This window comes from Pseudomonas sp. WPR_5_2 (assembly GCF_003634475.1).
Taxonomy (GTDB): domain Bacteria; phylum Pseudomonadota; class Gammaproteobacteria; order Pseudomonadales; family Pseudomonadaceae; genus Aquipseudomonas; species Aquipseudomonas izuensis.
The window spans coordinates 161315-176050 of record NZ_RBLA01000006.1 but is presented as its reverse complement, the minus strand read 5'-3'; the positions used below and the strand labels follow the sequence as shown (position 1 = coordinate 176050).

Sequence of the window (14736 nt, the reverse complement as noted above, 5' to 3'; positions counted from 1 at the left end):
TCAGACTTTTTCGCTGAGCACCTGAACATACAGTGCCCGTCCGGCACCGAGTCCGGCGATGATCGCGCCCAGACCGATCACGCCGAAGATCCAGCCCACCGCGTTCCAGCCCCCAGTCCAGTCATGCACGATGCCGACCGCGAACGGCCCCATGGACGCCAGGGTATAGCCGAAGCCCTGGGCCATGCTCGACAGGTTGGCCGCGACGTGCGAGTCCCGCGAGCGCAAGACGATCAGGGTCAACGCCAGGCTGAAGGTGGCGCCCTGTCCCAGACCGAGCAGGATCGCCCAGCCCCACAGGCCTTCGATCGGTGCGTAGAGGCAACCGAAGAGACCGCCAAGGGTCATCACCATGACGATCACGATCGCCAGGCGCTGATCCTTGCCCCGGGTGGCCAGCCACGGTGCGGCCAGTGAACTTGCCAACTGCACAATGACCGAACCCGAGAGCACCAGACCGGCTTGGGTCGGCGTCAAGCCGCGACCGATCAGGATCGACGGCAACCAGCCAAACACGATGTACGCCAGGGACGATTGCAGCCCCATGTACAGCGTGACTTGCCACGCCAGTGGATCGCGCAACAAGCCCCGAACTTTGTAGGCAACGTTATGCGCGCCGTGTTTTTGGCCGACTTGTGGCAGCCAGAAAACCGCGGCGGCCAGTGCCGGAATCACCCAAAAGCCGAGACCCATTGCCCAGCTCTTATCGAAATGCTCACTCAATGGCACGGTCGCACCCGCCGCCATCGCCGCCCCCAGGCACAGGGCCATGGTGTAGACGCCGGTCATGGTGCCGGCCTGTTTGGCGAAGTCGCGCTTGACGATGCCCGGCAGCAGCACGCCAATTACACCGATGCTCGCGCCGGCCAGCACGCTGCCGGCGAACAGGCCGATTTCACCGAACGAACTGCGCAGGATTATTCCGCCAGCGAGTGTCAGCAGGATACCCAGCACCACCCGTTCGGCACCGAACCGTCGGGCCAGAACCGGCGCCAGTGGCGCAAACAACCCCAGGCACAGCACGGGCAGTGTCGTCAGCAAACCGGCCTGCGACGCCGACAACCCCAGGCTTTTCGACACTTCACTGAGCATCGGCGCCATGCTCGACAGCGCCGGACGCAAGTTCAGCGCCACCAGAATCAACCCCAACAGCAACAGCCATGGTCGCCGCAGGACCGGATGACTTTGCTGGACCTGTTCGTCGTCGGCTTCGGCATCGATCAGCAGCTCCTCGAGCTCCGCCTTGCGTTGGGCTTCGGTGATCTGGCGGTTACTGCTGGACATGGCGTTCTCGGTTTCAAGGTTCATTGATCAACTGCCTCGACAGGGCTTTGGCCCGTTCCGGGTCGCGTTGCTCGACGGCATCGAGCAGCTCGATATGCAGGTCGAACACTTCCTGGCGGCGCGGCGTGATGTTCAGGCAGTGACGCAACTGGGCACCAACGACACTGGAGAAATAGCGATACAACTCGCTGAGGGTCGGGTTGTGCGCGGCGTCCACCAAGCGGCGATGGAACACCAGATCGCAGGCGATGTAGGTGTCGAGATCGCCGTGATAGTGGCTGCCGCTGACACCCAGCGCCTCGCGCAAGGCCACCAGGTCTTCCTCGGTGCGGCGCGTTGCCGCCAGGCCGATCGCCTCGACCTCAAGGATGTGCCGGGTCTCGCGGGCCTGTTCAAGGGAGCACTGCGACAACACTTTCAAGGTGTCCAGCGGATCGACCACCGCTCGCAGGTAACTGCCGTCGCCCTGGCGGATCTCGATCAACCCGGAAAACGCCAGCACCCGCATGGCTTCGCGCACGGTATTGCGGCTGATGCCCAGTTCGGCGGACAGCTCGGGTTCGGTGGGCAAACGCTGGCCAACGACCCAGACGCCTTGATTGATGCGCTGACGCAACTGATCCAGGGCCTGATCGACCAGGGATCGTTTCACTAATGGAGAAATGTCTGACATTGAATTCGCCCTTTCATCCAATCATAGGATGAATTTTCTGACAGGTTAATCAGCTTCGTCTAGGACGGCAACCGCCTACGGTCAGGAGCGGGAAAAGGAGCGGTATTTTCGATTAGTCAAAATTACCCTTTAAGGGTAATTTCAGGGACAGGGTTAAGGGCTCTTATGGAAAAGAATACGCCCCATTACAACTTGGCGATGATCAAGACGGACGTCAGACGACTTGGAGACAAAGCATTCACCAGTACAGCAAAAGCATTCGGCAGGACTCTCGGCCTCAACCTCGAAGAAATGCGAGCGGTCATATACGAACTCCAGGCAAAGATGCTTTACAAGTCCATGACCACTTATGACGACCATCGCGTTTGGCAAGACGTGTATCACATCAAATCATGCGGTCTGGAGATTTACATCAAGGTGACCTATCGCCCATGCGGTGGCCCGCCCGTGATCTCCTTCAAGGAGAAATGCCAATGAACACCCAGCAATGTTTCAGCTGTGGAGCCAGAGAAGGAATGCGACATTTTGAAGGTCGCAGTGAAACCATGAGTGTCAACGGAATGCAACGACGCGTGGATGATTTATCCGGCTGGGAATGCCAGATGTGTGGGGAGGTCGAACTGGACGACTGTTGTTCAGACCGACATTCGCAGGCGGGTGACGAACTGGTCATGGCAGCAAGACGGATGATCGGCGAGGAAATGAAACGAATCCGCCGCAAACTGCATCTGACGCAAAAGGAAACAGTGCAACTGCTGTCCGGCGGTGGGCATAACGCATTTTCCCGTTACGAACGCGGAGAAGTACTTCCTCCGAAAACACTGGTGCTACTGATGCGCCTTCTGGATCGCTACCCGTATTTGTTGGCCGAGGCGAAGTCACTGGGTGAAGGGGCAGATTTGAGGGGATTCACGCATACGGTGCACAAAGAGCACGAAACAGTGACAAATATGTAGAAGCCTGCATGTCTCCGGGCGGCGTTCCGACGATGGTCGTCAACGATAACGCGGGTAACCTGATTCCCTGCGGCGCTCCCAGGTTCTTCGCGAGCAGGCTCGCTCCTACAGGGTTCGTGCGCTGGCATGAATCGCGGGCAAAAATAAACCCGGAACAGCGTCCGGGTTTATTTCATTGCCAAGTGCCGATCAATGCAGGATCTGGCTCAAGAACAACTTGGTGCGATCATTCTGCGGATTGTCGAAGAAATCGTTCGGTGCGGCCTGTTCGACGATTTCGCCCTTGTCCATGAAGATCACGCGGTTGGCCACGGTGCGGGCGAAGCCCATTTCGTGGGTCACGCAGAGCATGGTCATGCCGTCTTCAGCGAGGCCGATCATGGTGTCGAGCACTTCCTTCACCATCTCCGGGTCGAGCGCCGAAGTCGGTTCGTCGAACAGCATGATTTTCGGCTTCATGCACAACGCGCGGGCGATCGCCACACGCTGTTGCTGACCACCGGACAGTTGCCCCGGGTACTTGTGCGCCTGCTCCGGAATGCGTACGCGTTCCAGATAGTGCATGGCGATTTCCTCGGCCTTGCGCTTGGGCATCTTGCGCACCCACATCGGCGCCAGGGTGCAGTTCTGCAAGATGGTCAGGTGCGGGAACAGGTTGAAGTGCTGGAACACCATGCCGACTTCACGGCGGATCGCTTCGATCTGCTTGAGGTCGTTGGTCAGTTCCGTGCCATCGACCACGATGCGCCCCTGCTGGTGTTCTTCCAGACGGTTGAGGCAGCGGATGGTGGTGGACTTGCCGGAACCCGACGGGCCGCACAGAACGATACGCTCACCCTGCTTGACGTTCAGGTTGATGTCTTTCAACACGTGGAACTGGCCGTACCACTTGTTCACGCCCTGCATCTGAATAATGCCTTCAGGGCTCACAGGCTGTTTGATTGCTTCGCTCATCGGGAAACTTCCTAAATAGGTAGCGACTTAGCGCTTGTGGCCTGTGTCCAGCTTGCGTTCCAAATGCATGGAGTAGCGGGACATACCAAAACAGAAAATCCAGAACACCAGGGCAGCGAACACATAGCCTTCAGTGGCCATGCCCAGCCATTTCGGGTCGGCGGCGGCTTGCTTGACGCTGTTGAGCAGATCGAACAGGCCGATGATGATCACCAGGCTCGTGTCCTTGAACAGCGCAATGAAGGTGTTGACGATACCGGGGATCACCAGCTTCAGGGCTTGCGGCAGAATCACCAGGCCCATGCTGCGCCAGTAACCCAGGCCCATCGCCGCGGCCGCTTCGTATTGACCTTTAGGGATCGCTTGCAGACCGCCGCGCACCACTTCGGCCACGTAGGCCGACTGGAACAGGATCACGCCGATCAGTGCCCGCAGCAATTTGTCGAAGTTCATGCCTTCAGGCAGGAACAGCGGCAGCATCACCGAAGACATGAACAGCACCGTGATCAACGGTACGCCGCGCCAGAATTCGATGAAGGTCACGCAGACCACACGAATCGCCGGCATGTTCGAACGACGGCCCAGCGCCAGGATAATCCCCAGCGGCAGCGCACCGGCGATACCGACGGTGGCGATCACCAGGGTCAGCATCAGGCCGCCCCATTGGCTGGTCGCCACGTTGGTCAGGCCGAAGATGCCGCCATGCAACAGGAAGTAGGCAATGATCGGGTACAACACCAGGAAGCTCAGGCCATACACGGCTTTGTGGTGAAAGCGCGAGATGAACAGCGGGGCCACACCGATGACAGCCAGCCACACGGTCAGGTCCACGCGCCAGCGCAGTTCCGGCGGGTAATAGCCGTACATGAACTGGCCGAACCGCTGCTGGATGAACACCCAGCAGGCGCCGCTCTTGGTGCAGTCGGCGCGGGTGGTGCCGACCCAGTTGGCATCGATGATCGCCCAATGCAGGATTGGCGGCACCACCAGGTAGATGAGGTAGAACGCGAACAGGGTCAGCAGGGTATTGAGCCAGCTGGAGAACATGTTCGCGCGCATCCACGCCACCGGCCCGAAGACTTTGCTCGGTGGAGGCATGTCGGGTTTGAAGGTATGAGTACTCATGCGCTTTTCCTTACCGCTCGATCAGCGCAATGCGCTTGTTGTACCAGTTCATCAGCAGGGAAATGCTGATACTGATCGCCAGGTACACACTCATGGTGATGGCAATCACCTCGATCGCCTGCCCCGTCTGGTTCAGCACGGTCCCGGCGAACAACGACACCATTTCCGGATAACCGATACCGGCCGCCAGCGAGGAGTTTTTCGCGAGGTTCAGGTATTGGCTGGTCAGCGGCGGAATGATCACGCGCAGGGCTTGCGGGATGATCACCTTGCGCAGGGTCGGGCCGTTGCGCAGGCCGAGCGAGTGGGCCGCTTCGGTCTGGCCGTGGCTGACCGACTTGATGCCCGAACGCACGATCTCGGCGATGAACGCCGCGGTGTACACGGTCAGGGCCAGGGTCAACGCCAGCAGTTCCGGGATCAATACCCAGCCACCGACGAAGTTGAAACCTTGCAGTTTCGGCAACTCCCAGTGCAAAGGCGCGCCGAAGATCAGTGCGCATAACGCCGGGATCACCAGGAACAGCGCCAGGCCGGCCCAGAATTTATGGAACGGCACACCGGTCGCTTCGAAGCGTTTGGTCGCCCAGCGGCTCATCAGTACGATGGCGACGATGGCCACGACGATACTGACCACGAACGGCCAGAAGCCGTCGGCCATCTTCGCGGCGGGCATATTCAGGCCACGGGCGCTGACGAAAAAGGTGTCGCCGAAGTTGTGGCTGTTGCGTGGCCCCGGCATGGTCAGGAACACCGCGAAGTACCAGAACAGGATCTGCAGCAGCGGCGGGATGTTACGGAAAACCTCCACGTACACTGTCGCCAGCTTGGCGATGATCCAGTTCTTCGACAGCCGGGCCACACCAACGATGAAGCCGAGGATCGTCGCCAGGATCACGCCGATGAAGGTCACCAGCAAGGTGTTGAGCAAACCGATGACAAACACCCGGGCATAGCTGTCCGCTTCGGTGTAGTCGATCAGGTGTTGAGCGATGCCGAAACCGGCACTGCGCTCCAGAAAGCTGAAGCCCGAGGTAATGCCCCGGTGCTGAAGGTTGGTCTGCGTGTTATCGAACAGATACCAGCCCATCGAGACCACAGCGACAATGGTGATGATCTGGAAGAGCCACGCACGCACTTTTGGATCGCTGAGGCTGAGCCTCTGCTTTGGTGCGCCGATTGAATTTTGCATGAAGTGCCCCGGAAATAATGGAACAGAACATCACCCGGTGGTTGGCCCACCGGGTGACAGAACCATCAGCGCACTGGTGGTGCGTATTGAATGCCGCCAGCGTTCCACAAGGCGTTCAGCCCGCGGTCGATTTCCAGCGGAGTGCTCTTGCCGAGGTTTTTCTCGAACACTTCGCCATAGTTGCCGACCTGCTTGACGACCTGGACAACCCAGTCCTTCTTCACTTTCAGGTCTTTGCCGTATTCACCGTCGGTGCCCAGCAGACGAGCGACGTCCGGGTTCTTGGTGCCTTTGGCTTCGGCTTCGACGTTCTTCGAAGTGATACCGGCCTCTTCAGCGTTGAGCATGGCGTAGCCAACCCAGCGCACGATGGCCAGCCACTCGTCGTCGCCATTACGCACGACCGGGCCCAGTGGCTCCTTGGAAATGGTTTCCGGCAGAACCACGTAGTCCTTCGGCGAAGCCAGCTTGCTGCGCTGGGCGAACAGCTGGGACTTGTCGGAGGTCAGTACGTCGCAACGACCGGATTCCAGCGACTTGGCGCTTTCATCGGAGGTGTCGAAAGTGATCGGGGTGTATTTCAGACCGTTGCCGCGGAAGTAGTCGGAAACGTTCAGTTCGGTGGTGGTACCGGCCTGGATGCAGATGGTCGCGCCATCCAGCTCTTTGGCGCTCTTGACGCCCAGCTTGTTGTTTACCAGGAAGCCGATGCCATCGTAGTAGGTGATGAAGCCCGGGAACTTGAGGCCCATGCCGGCGTCACGCGAGCTGGTCATGGTGGTGTTGCGCGACAGGATGTCGATTTCGCCCGACTGCAGCGCGGTGAAGCGCTCCTTGGCGTTCAACTGACTGAACTTGACCTTGGTCGCGTCACCGAAGACGGCGGCGGCCACAGCGCGGCAGTAGTCCGCATCGATACCCACGATCTTGCCGGTGGAGTCCGGAACCGAGAAGCCTGGCAAGCCATCGCTGACGCCACACTGCACGAAACCTTTCTTCTGCACTGCATCCAGGGTTGCACCCGCCTGAGCGAACCCGCTGACACCGAGTACTGCGGCTGCAGTCACGATCGCCAGGGTGGATTTCAACATCTTCATTCAAACCTCCAGTTTTGCTCTTGTTGTGTCGGAGCGTGAGTCCTGCCGCACCCTTTTGAGGCGTTGTCGACCCGTGTTGGCTTGTTTTAGGGTCAACCGACGTAAAGACCGTAGCTATGAGTCTAGTAGGAGAAAATCCACATCATGGACAACTCACTTCTCACCAAATCGGCCGAACGGGCTGTAGCCCTTTCACGTTCGCGAAGCCCGTAGCGGCCACTGGCGAACATCCATCACCGGATTCTTTGCTATCCCACTGCCGACAATGGCCTGATAGTGTTACCGACAGACGTGGGATTTTCGTACGCGCTTCCCTATAGCAAAGCCCGTACCACACCGGCTGCTTAAGCGGTTAAGCGACAGGTCAATAGCAAAACTTGTAACCTTGCGACATCTTCGTAACTGATCAACCCGGCGCGCACTCGCACCTCGCACTCAATGAGCGCGCGCGCACACATTTGGAGCAGCCATGACCGAGCCCCTGATTCTAGAACCCGTCAAGCCCGCAGACGCCTGCGTCATCTGGCTGCACGGCCTCGGCGCCGATCGCTATGACTTCCTGCCGGTCGCCGAAGCCCTGCAGGAAACGTTGCTGACCACCCGCTTCGTTCTGCCACAGGCCCCGACCTGCGCCGTCACCATCAACGGTGGCTACGAGATGCCGAGCTGGTACGACATATTGGCCATGAGCCCGGCGCGCGCAATCAACCGCGACCAGCTGGAAGAGTCGGCGCAGCGGATCATTTCTTTGATCGACGTGCAGCGAGCCGTTGGAATAGACGCCTCGCGGATTTTCCTGGCCGGTTTTTCCCAAGGCGGTGCCGTGGTGCTACACACCGCGTTCCTGAAGTGGCAAGGACCGTTGGGTGGCGTACTTGCCCTCTCTACTTATGCACCGACCTTCAGCGATGAGCTTGAACTGTCCGCCAGCCAGCAGCGCATTCCGGTGTTGTCGCTGCATGGTCAATACGATGACGTGGTACAAAACTCGATGGGCCGTACCGCCTACGAGCATTTGAAACAACATGGTGTCACCGTGACATGGCAGGAGTACCCAATGGGCCACGAAGTGTTACCCGAGGAGATTCGCGACATCGGCACCTGGCTCGCCGAGCGTTTGCGTTAAACCTTTTGGGCGCCTGTTTTTGTTTAAAAGCGCCCTTTGATCCATCCCACTACGCCGCGCCCGTTTCTTGCATTACACTGGCCGGCGTACATTCCTTAACCAATTGATGAGATGACCGTGCTCAAAGCACTCAAGAAAATGTTCGGTAAAAGCGAGACTGAGCAACTCGCGCCAGTCACCAGCGCGCCGTCGCACTCCCACGGCCATCGCAGCGATGCCAGCCAGGCCGACCGCCCCGCTCCCGCAGCGGCACCGAAACACGAACCGCAACCTGTTCCTGCCGCAACCACCGTTGCCGAACCTGCCCGCGACGAAGCCCCAAAACCCGCCAGGCCGCGTCGCGAACCCAAGCCCAAGGCGCCGGTCATTCCCTGGAAACTCGAAGACTTCGTCGTCGAACCCCAGGAAGGCAAAACCCGTTTTCACGATTTCAAGCTCGCTCCGGAACTGATGCACGCCATCCAGGACCTGGGCTTCCCCTATTGCACGCCGATCCAGGCGCAGGTGCTGGGCTTCACCCTCGCCGGTAAAGACGCCATCGGCCGCGCCCAGACAGGCACCGGTAAAACCGCGGCGTTCCTGATTTCGATCATCACCCAGCTGCTGCAAACCCCGCCGCCGAAAGAGCGCTACATGGGTGAGCCCCGGGCCCTGATCATCGCCCCGACCCGCGAGCTGGTGGTGCAGATTGCCAAGGATGCGGCGGACCTGACCAAATACACCGGCCTCAACGTCATGACGTTTGTGGGCGGCATGGACTTCGACAAGCAGCTCAAGCATCTCGAAGCCCGTCACTGCGACATCCTCGTGGCCACCCCCGGCCGCCTGCTGGACTTCAACCAGCGCGGCGACGTGCACCTGGACATGGTTGAAGTCATGGTGCTGGACGAAGCCGACCGCATGCTCGACATGGGTTTCATCCCGCAAGTACGCCAGATCATTCGCCAGACGCCACCGAAGAATGAACGTCAGACGCTGCTGTTCTCCGCAACTTTCACCGATGACGTGATGAACCTGGCCAAGCAATGGACCACCGATCCGGCAATCGTCGAGATCGAGTCGCAGAACGTGGCCAGCGAAAACGTCGAGCAGCATATCTATGCCGTGGCCGGCGCCGACAAATACAAGCTGCTCTACAACCTGGTCAACGACAACGGCTGGGAGCGGGTCATTGTGTTTGCCAACCGCAAGGATGAAGTGCGGCGCATCGAAGAGCGCCTGGTGCGCGACGGCATCAACGCCGCGCAGCTGTCCGGCGATGTACCGCAGCACAAGCGCATCAAGACCCTCGAAGGCTTCCGCGAAGGCAAGATCCGCGTGCTGGTGGCCACCGATGTGGCCGGTCGCGGTATCCACATCGACGGCATCAGCCACGTGATCAACTTCACCCTGCCGGAAGTCCCGGACGATTACGTGCACCGTATCGGCCGTACCGGTCGCGCCGGTGCCGACGGCGTGTCCATCAGCTTTGCCGGGGAAGACGACTCCTACCAGCTACCGTCCATCGAGACGCTGCTGGGTCGCAAAATCAACTGTGAAACACCACCGACGCATCTACTGCGGGCGGTTGAGCGCAAACGTCCATAACGGACCATGTGCAGAAAGAGGCGCAGCCGGAAACGGACTGCGCTTTTTTTTCGCCTGTTTTTTCTCAGGAGCTTGCTCGACATATTTAAAAGTCCATAATGGACAAATTAGTTTATCTGCCACTCCCGGAGCCGACCATGTCCAGCACCCCCTACGTGATCACCCAATCCCAGGCCCGCGAGCTGCTGGCGCAGGTCGACGTGCCGCAGATCCTGCGCAAACTGTTCCGCGACCTGGCCGCCGGGCAAGCGGTGCAGCCGGCACAACAGCTGGTTGAGTTTCCACAGGGCGCCGGCGACTTCATCAATTACCTGGGCGTGCTGGCCGAAGATGGCGTGTACGGGGTCAAGACTTCACCGTACATCGTGCGCGAACAAGGGCCGCTGGTAACGGCCTGGACCTTGCTGATGTCCATGCAGACCGGCCAGCCACTGCTGCTTTGCGACGCCGGTGAACTGACCACGGCGCGCACTGCCGCGACCACGGCAGTGGCCGTCGATGCCCTGGCACCGTTGAAAGCGACTCGCCTGGCGATCATCGGCAGCGGTAAAGTGGCACAGGCCCACCTGCATTACGTGAAGAACCTGCGGGACTGGCAGAGCATCAGCCTGTATTCGCCGAGCCTGAGCGAAGATGCGCAAACCGTGAACCTGCTCAAAGGCATCGACCCGCGCCTGAACATCGTCGAAACCCGTGAAGCCGCCATCGCTGATGCCGATGTGATCATGCTCTGCACCTCGTCCGCCGGTCCCGTGATCGACCCGTCTCACTTGAGCAAGCCGGCGCTGATCACCTCCATCAGCACCAACGCCCCGCGCGCTCACGAAGTGCCGCCGCAGAGCCTCAATGACATGCAGGTGTTCTGCGACTACCGTCAGACTACTCCGGGTTCGGCCGGTGAAATGCTGATCGCCGGCGAAGCACATGGCTGGGACAAGAACGCGATCATCGGCGACCTGCCTGATCTGCTCAGCGACAAGGTGCAGCGCCCGGACTACGACCGCCACGTGTTCTTCCGCTCCATCGGCCTGGGCCTGGAAGACATCGCGCTGGCCAATGCCATCTACCGCCTGCAGCACTGACACCACACAACCCTGTAGGAGCAAAGCCTGCTCGCGATGGCGTACTGACATTCAACATTGATGTTGGCTGATACACCGCCATCGCGAGCAAGCTTTGCTCCTACAGTGGGACCTTTATTTTCGCTTGATCAGGAGACGTTCATGAGCCAGGCAGATTTCATCATCATCGGCGGCGGGATTGCCGGCGCTTCCACCGGGTTCTGGCTGTCGCAGCACGGGCGCGTGATTGTGCTCGAACGCGAATCCCATCCGGCCTATCACTCCACCGGGCGCTCGGCGGCACTGTTCACCGCCGCCTATGGCACGCCGCAGGTTCGTGCATTGACCCTGGCCAGTCGGGACTTTTTCGACACTCCACCCAGCGGTTTCTGCGAGCACCCGCTGCTGACCCCGCGCGGCGAGATGACCGTGGACTTCACCGGCGATCCGGCTGAGTTGAACAACCAATACCTGAGCGCAAAAGCCACGGTGCCAGAGATGCAATTGCTCAGCGCCGAAGAGGCCTGTGTGCGCGTGCCGATCCTGCGTCGGGAGAAAGTCCACGGTGCGATCTATGACCCGACGGCCAGCGACATCGATACCGACGCCCTGCATCAGGGCTACCTGCGGGGCATCCGTCGCAACAACGGCGAAGTGCACACCGACTGCGAAGTGCAAGGCCTGAGCCGTGATGCCAATGGTGTATGGCAGGTGCAGACCACCACCGGGACGTTCAGCGCACCCGTCGTCATCAATGCCGCCGGCGCCTGGGCCGACAAGATCGGCGAACTTGCCGGCGCCCGACCGTTGGGCCTGCAACCCAAGCGTCGCGCCGCCTTCATCTTCGCCGGCCCCGAAGGCGTGGACATCCACCATTGGCCGATGCTGGTCAGCCTCGACGAATCCTTCTACATGAAACCCGATGCCGGCATGTTCCTTGGCTCGCCGGCCAACGCCGACCCGGTGGAGCCCCACGACGTGCAGCCCGAAGAGCTGGACATCGCCATGGGCATCTACCAGATCGAAGAAGCCACCACCCTGACCATCCGCCGTCCGACCCGCACCTGGGCCGGCCTGCGCAGCTTCGTCAGCGACGGCGATTTGCTGTCCGGTTTCGATCCGCAGGTGCCAGGGCTGTTCTGGGTCGCGGCACAGGGCGGCTACGGCATCCAGACCTCGCCGGCCATGGGTCAGGCCAGCGCCGCCCTGGTGCGCGGAGAAACCCTGCCCGAGCAACTCACCCGCTTCGGCCTGAGTGCCGAGATGCTCTCCCCTGCCCGCCTGGGCTGATCGCTGCCCTCGCGTGACGTGCCCACTCGATTGCGGCACACTTTCAGAGCCCCGTTCCACGGGGCGCTGATGCTTCCCGGAGCCCCTTGTATGAATGCACCAGAAAAAGACCCGGCCCTGAACGATATGTCCCTGGATAACTTCCGGGCGATCGCTGATGCCATTGCCACGCTGTTCTTCCCCCACGCCGAGGTGGTGCTGCACGACCTGCGCACGCAAAAGGTCGACTACATCGCCAACAACCTGTCGAAACGGGAAATCGGCGATGACTCGTCGCTGGAAGACATGCTCAGCGATGATGTCAGCGAACGTAATATCGGGCCGTACGAAAAACTCAACTGGGATGGTCAGAACATTCGCAGCGTCAGCACCGTGCTGCGCGACAGCGAAGGTCATCCGCTGGGCGTGCTGTGCATCAATCTGAATATTTCGCTGTTCGAGAATGCCAAGGCCGCGCTGGACCTGTTCCTGTCGCCGACCAAACTGATCCCGCAGCCGGACTCACTGTTCCGTGATGACTGGCAGGAGCGGATCAACACGTTCCTTCATGCCTGGCTGCGCGAACGGCAGCTGAGCCTGAACCTGCTGACTCGTGACCACAAACGGGAATTGGTTTTAGCACTGCACGCCGAAGGGGCGTTCAAGGGCAAAAGCGCGTCGAACTATGTGGCCAATGTGCTGAACATGGGGCGGGCGACGGTGTACAAGCATTTGAAGGAATTGAAGGGCTGAAGATTTGCTGTGAGTGTTCCAGCCTCATCGCTGGCAAGCCAGCTCCCACAGTGTCCGGGTCGTACACAAGATATATGCACACCGCCGAACCTGTGGGAGCTGGCTTGCCAGCGATGGCGGACTGTCAGTCGCCGTAGATATCGGACTTGAAGTACTTCTCCGAGATCTTCTGATACTCGCCATTGGCGCGAATGCCGTCGATGGCCGTGTTCAACTGGCTGACCAATTCGGTATTGCCCTTGCGCACCGCAATCCCCGCGCCTTCGCCCACGTATTTCGGATCCTTCAATTCCGGCCCGACAAACGCATAGCCTTTGCCGCGCGGCATCGAGAGGAAGTCATTGAGCGGAATGGTGTCGGCAAAAATGGCGTCCAGGCGACCGGCCGCCAGGTCCATGTAGATCTCTTCATTGTTGCCGTAACGCTTGACGTTGATGCCCTTGGGCTCGAACACCTCGGTGGCGTAGCGGTCGGTAGTGGTCGCACGCTGCACGCCAATGGTCTTGCCCTTGAGGCTGGCGTACTGGTCATCCACTACCGCGCCTTCCTTCATCACCAGGCGCGACGAGGTGAAATAATACTTGTGGGTGAAATCCACCGACTTCTTGCGGTCTTCGTTGATGGTCATGGACGACAGCGCCATGTCGATTTTCTTCACTTTCAGGGAAGGAATCAGACCGTCGAACTCGCCTTCGACCCACACACACTTGACCTTCATCTCAGCGCACAAGGCATTGCCGATGTCGTAGTCAAAACCGACGATCTCGCCCTGGTCGGTTTTGGAGGCAAACGGCGGATAAGCCGCTTCGATACCGATGCGCAGGGTTTTCTCGGCGGCAAACAGGCTACTGCACGCCAACAGGCTCAGGGCCAGACCGGTGATGAGGGGGAACTTCTTCATATTCGTTCTCTCGCGGGTTGTTGTTGGTTTTGCAAGACAGAAGAAAAAGCAGAAACGGGGAAAGACCTTTTTTGTACTTATAATTCCATATTGGACTTTTACGTATAAACCGTCAATGAGGCAAATGCAGCCCGTGCCGGCCGATGGTCGGGAGGTGACTCAGCTGGATTTTTTGTGTCGCAGATGACGCCATCGCGGGCAAGCCTGCTCCCACAGGTTGGCGTCGTTCACTCATTTGAGAACAACTCAGAACCTGTGGGAGCAAGGCTTGCCCGCGATGGCGTACTTGAGAGCGATACAGGATTTACTGCTTCCAGCGATCCGCCGCCGCATGATCGCTGTCACGGCCCTCGACCCAACGCGGGCCGTCGCTGGTGTTTTCTTTCTTCCAGAACGGCGCACGGGTTTTCAGGTAGTCCATGACAAAGGCGCAGGCATCGAACGCTGCCTGGCGGTGGGCGCTGGCGGCGCCGACGAAGACAATCGGCTCGCCCGGCTCCAGCGCGCCGATGCGATGCAACACTTCCAGCTTGAGCAACGGCCAGCGCTGCTCGGCCTCGCTGGCGATTTTGCCAAGGGCCTTTTCGGTCATGCCCGGATAGTGTTCGAGGAACATCCCGGCCACGTCGAGCCCGTCATTGAAGTCGCGCACGTAGCCGACAAAACTCACCACCGCCCCGACGCCGACATTGGCAGCGTGCATGGCATTGACTTCGGCGCCCGGATCGAACGCCGTGGACTGCACGCGAATTGCCATG

General features: G+C 59.8%; 15 protein-coding genes. 7 read left to right on the top strand and 8 right to left on the bottom strand.

Annotated features, from left to right (window positions below; all coding sequences use genetic code 11):
• On the bottom strand, positions 1–1308 hold the full coding sequence (locus tag BJ917_RS21880) for a CynX/NimT family MFS transporter (RefSeq protein ID WP_096509200.1): 1308 nt from the start codon (positions 1306–1308) through the stop codon (positions 1–3).
• A complete protein-coding gene (locus BJ917_RS21875; protein ID WP_096509199.1) occupies positions 1298–1957 on the bottom strand; it encodes a FadR/GntR family transcriptional regulator in 660 nt (219 codons plus the stop codon). Before BJ917_RS21875 ends, BJ917_RS21880 begins: the two co-directional genes overlap by 11 nt.
• 165 nt (positions 1958–2122) lie before the next feature.
• On the opposite strand from BJ917_RS21875, the gene BJ917_RS21870 reads away from it, so the two are divergent.
• Positions 2123–2434: a type II toxin-antitoxin system MqsR family toxin gene (locus BJ917_RS21870; protein WP_121104495.1), complete on the top strand. Its 312-nt coding sequence runs from the start codon at positions 2123–2125 to the stop codon at positions 2432–2434.
• On the top strand, positions 2431–2913 hold the full coding sequence (locus BJ917_RS21865; protein ID WP_096509198.1) for a type II toxin-antitoxin system MqsA family antitoxin: 483 nt from the start codon (positions 2431–2433) through the stop codon (positions 2911–2913). The genes BJ917_RS21870 and BJ917_RS21865 overlap by 4 nt, the downstream gene beginning before the upstream one ends.
• Before the next feature lie 189 nt (positions 2914–3102).
• Here the strand turns inward: BJ917_RS21865 and BJ917_RS21855 are convergent, their stop codons facing one another.
• From BJ917_RS21855 to BJ917_RS21840, 4 genes are all read right to left on the bottom strand, one after another.
• Positions 3103–3867, bottom strand: coding sequence for an amino acid ABC transporter ATP-binding protein (locus BJ917_RS21855; RefSeq protein ID WP_096509197.1), 765 nt, complete (start codon positions 3865–3867; stop codon positions 3103–3105).
• 27 nt (positions 3868–3894) lie between these two features.
• A complete protein-coding gene (locus BJ917_RS21850) occupies positions 3895–4992 on the bottom strand; it encodes an amino acid ABC transporter permease (RefSeq protein ID WP_121104491.1) in 1098 nt (365 codons plus the stop codon).
• Between the two features lie 10 nt (positions 4993–5002).
• Positions 5003–6184, bottom strand: a complete 1182-nt coding sequence (locus BJ917_RS21845) for an amino acid ABC transporter permease (RefSeq protein WP_096509195.1) — start codon at positions 6182–6184, stop codon at positions 5003–5005.
• Between the two features lie 65 nt (positions 6185–6249).
• Positions 6250–7281 (bottom strand): amino acid ABC transporter substrate-binding protein, encoded by a 1032-nt coding sequence (locus tag BJ917_RS21840; protein ID WP_096509194.1) that lies wholly within the window; start codon positions 7279–7281, stop codon positions 6250–6252.
• 469 nt (positions 7282–7750) lie between these two features.
• Between BJ917_RS21840 and BJ917_RS21835 the strand changes: the two genes are divergently transcribed.
• The 5 genes from BJ917_RS21835 to BJ917_RS21815 all read left to right on the top strand — a co-directional run bounded on the left by BJ917_RS21835 (position 7751) and on the right by BJ917_RS21815 (position 13077).
• On the top strand, positions 7751–8407 hold the full coding sequence (locus BJ917_RS21835) for an alpha/beta hydrolase (protein ID WP_096509193.1): 657 nt from the start codon (positions 7751–7753) through the stop codon (positions 8405–8407).
• Between the two features lie 111 nt (positions 8408–8518).
• Positions 8519–9994 carry an ATP-dependent RNA helicase RhlB gene (gene rhlB, locus BJ917_RS21830; RefSeq protein WP_121104489.1) on the top strand — a complete coding sequence of 492 codons (1476 nt, stop codon included), beginning with the start codon at positions 8519–8521 and terminating at the stop codon, positions 9992–9994.
• Between the two features lie 137 nt (positions 9995–10131).
• Positions 10132–11076 carry an ornithine cyclodeaminase family protein gene (locus tag BJ917_RS21825; protein ID WP_121104487.1) on the top strand — a complete coding sequence of 315 codons (945 nt, stop codon included), beginning with the start codon at positions 10132–10134 and terminating at the stop codon, positions 11074–11076.
• Positions 11077–11217: 141 nt separating this feature from the next.
• Entirely contained in the window at positions 11218–12345 is a 1128-nt protein-coding gene (locus BJ917_RS21820; protein ID WP_121104485.1) for an FAD-binding oxidoreductase, read from the top strand.
• Between the two features lie 90 nt (positions 12346–12435).
• The gene (locus tag BJ917_RS21815) at positions 12436–13077 is read left to right on the top strand and encodes a transcriptional regulator (RefSeq protein ID WP_121104483.1); all 642 of its coding nucleotides are present in this window, start codon (positions 12436–12438) and stop codon (positions 13075–13077) included.
• A gap of 124 nt (positions 13078–13201) precedes the next feature.
• Here BJ917_RS21815 and BJ917_RS21810 read toward each other — a convergent pair whose 3' ends face one another.
• A complete protein-coding gene (locus BJ917_RS21810; RefSeq protein ID WP_096509188.1) occupies positions 13202–13978 on the bottom strand; it encodes an ABC transporter substrate-binding protein in 777 nt (258 codons plus the stop codon).
• Positions 13979–14282: 304 nt separating this feature from the next.
• On the bottom strand, positions 14283–14735 hold the full coding sequence (gene moaE, locus BJ917_RS21805; RefSeq protein ID WP_096509187.1) for a molybdopterin synthase catalytic subunit MoaE: 453 nt from the start codon (positions 14733–14735) through the stop codon (positions 14283–14285).
• Position 14736 lies beyond the last annotated feature (1 nt).

Coding starts and splice junctions, on each gene's coding strand:
- BJ917_RS21880 (WP_096509200.1), bottom strand. CDS start 1,308: ATGAACCTTGAAACCGAGAACGCCATGTCCAGCAGTAACCGCCAGATC.
- BJ917_RS21875 (WP_096509199.1), bottom strand. CDS start 1,957: ATGTCAGACATTTCTCCATTAGTGAAACGATCCCTGGTCGATCAGGCC.
- BJ917_RS21870 (WP_121104495.1), top strand. CDS start 2,123: ATGGAAAAGAATACGCCCCATTACAACTTGGCGATGATCAAGACGGAC.
- BJ917_RS21865 (WP_096509198.1), top strand. CDS start 2,431: ATGAACACCCAGCAATGTTTCAGCTGTGGAGCCAGAGAAGGAATGCGA.
- BJ917_RS21855 (WP_096509197.1), bottom strand. CDS start 3,867: ATGAGCGAAGCAATCAAACAGCCTGTGAGCCCTGAAGGCATTATTCAG.
- BJ917_RS21850 (WP_121104491.1), bottom strand. CDS start 4,992: ATGAGTACTCATACCTTCAAACCCGACATGCCTCCACCGAGCAAAGTC.
- BJ917_RS21845 (WP_096509195.1), bottom strand. CDS start 6,184: ATGCAAAATTCAATCGGCGCACCAAAGCAGAGGCTCAGCCTCAGCGAT.
- BJ917_RS21840 (WP_096509194.1), bottom strand. CDS start 7,281: ATGAAGATGTTGAAATCCACCCTGGCGATCGTGACTGCAGCCGCAGTA.
- BJ917_RS21835 (WP_096509193.1), top strand. CDS start 7,751: ATGACCGAGCCCCTGATTCTAGAACCCGTCAAGCCCGCAGACGCCTGC.
- rhlB (WP_121104489.1), top strand. CDS start 8,519: ATGACCGTGCTCAAAGCACTCAAGAAAATGTTCGGTAAAAGCGAGACT.
- BJ917_RS21825 (WP_121104487.1), top strand. CDS start 10,132: ATGTCCAGCACCCCCTACGTGATCACCCAATCCCAGGCCCGCGAGCTG.
- BJ917_RS21820 (WP_121104485.1), top strand. CDS start 11,218: ATGAGCCAGGCAGATTTCATCATCATCGGCGGCGGGATTGCCGGCGCT.
- BJ917_RS21815 (WP_121104483.1), top strand. CDS start 12,436: ATGAATGCACCAGAAAAAGACCCGGCCCTGAACGATATGTCCCTGGAT.
- BJ917_RS21810 (WP_096509188.1), bottom strand. CDS start 13,978: ATGAAGAAGTTCCCCCTCATCACCGGTCTGGCCCTGAGCCTGTTGGCG.
- moaE (WP_096509187.1), bottom strand. CDS start 14,735: ATGGCAATTCGCGTGCAGTCCACGGCGTTCGATCCGGGCGCCGAAGTC.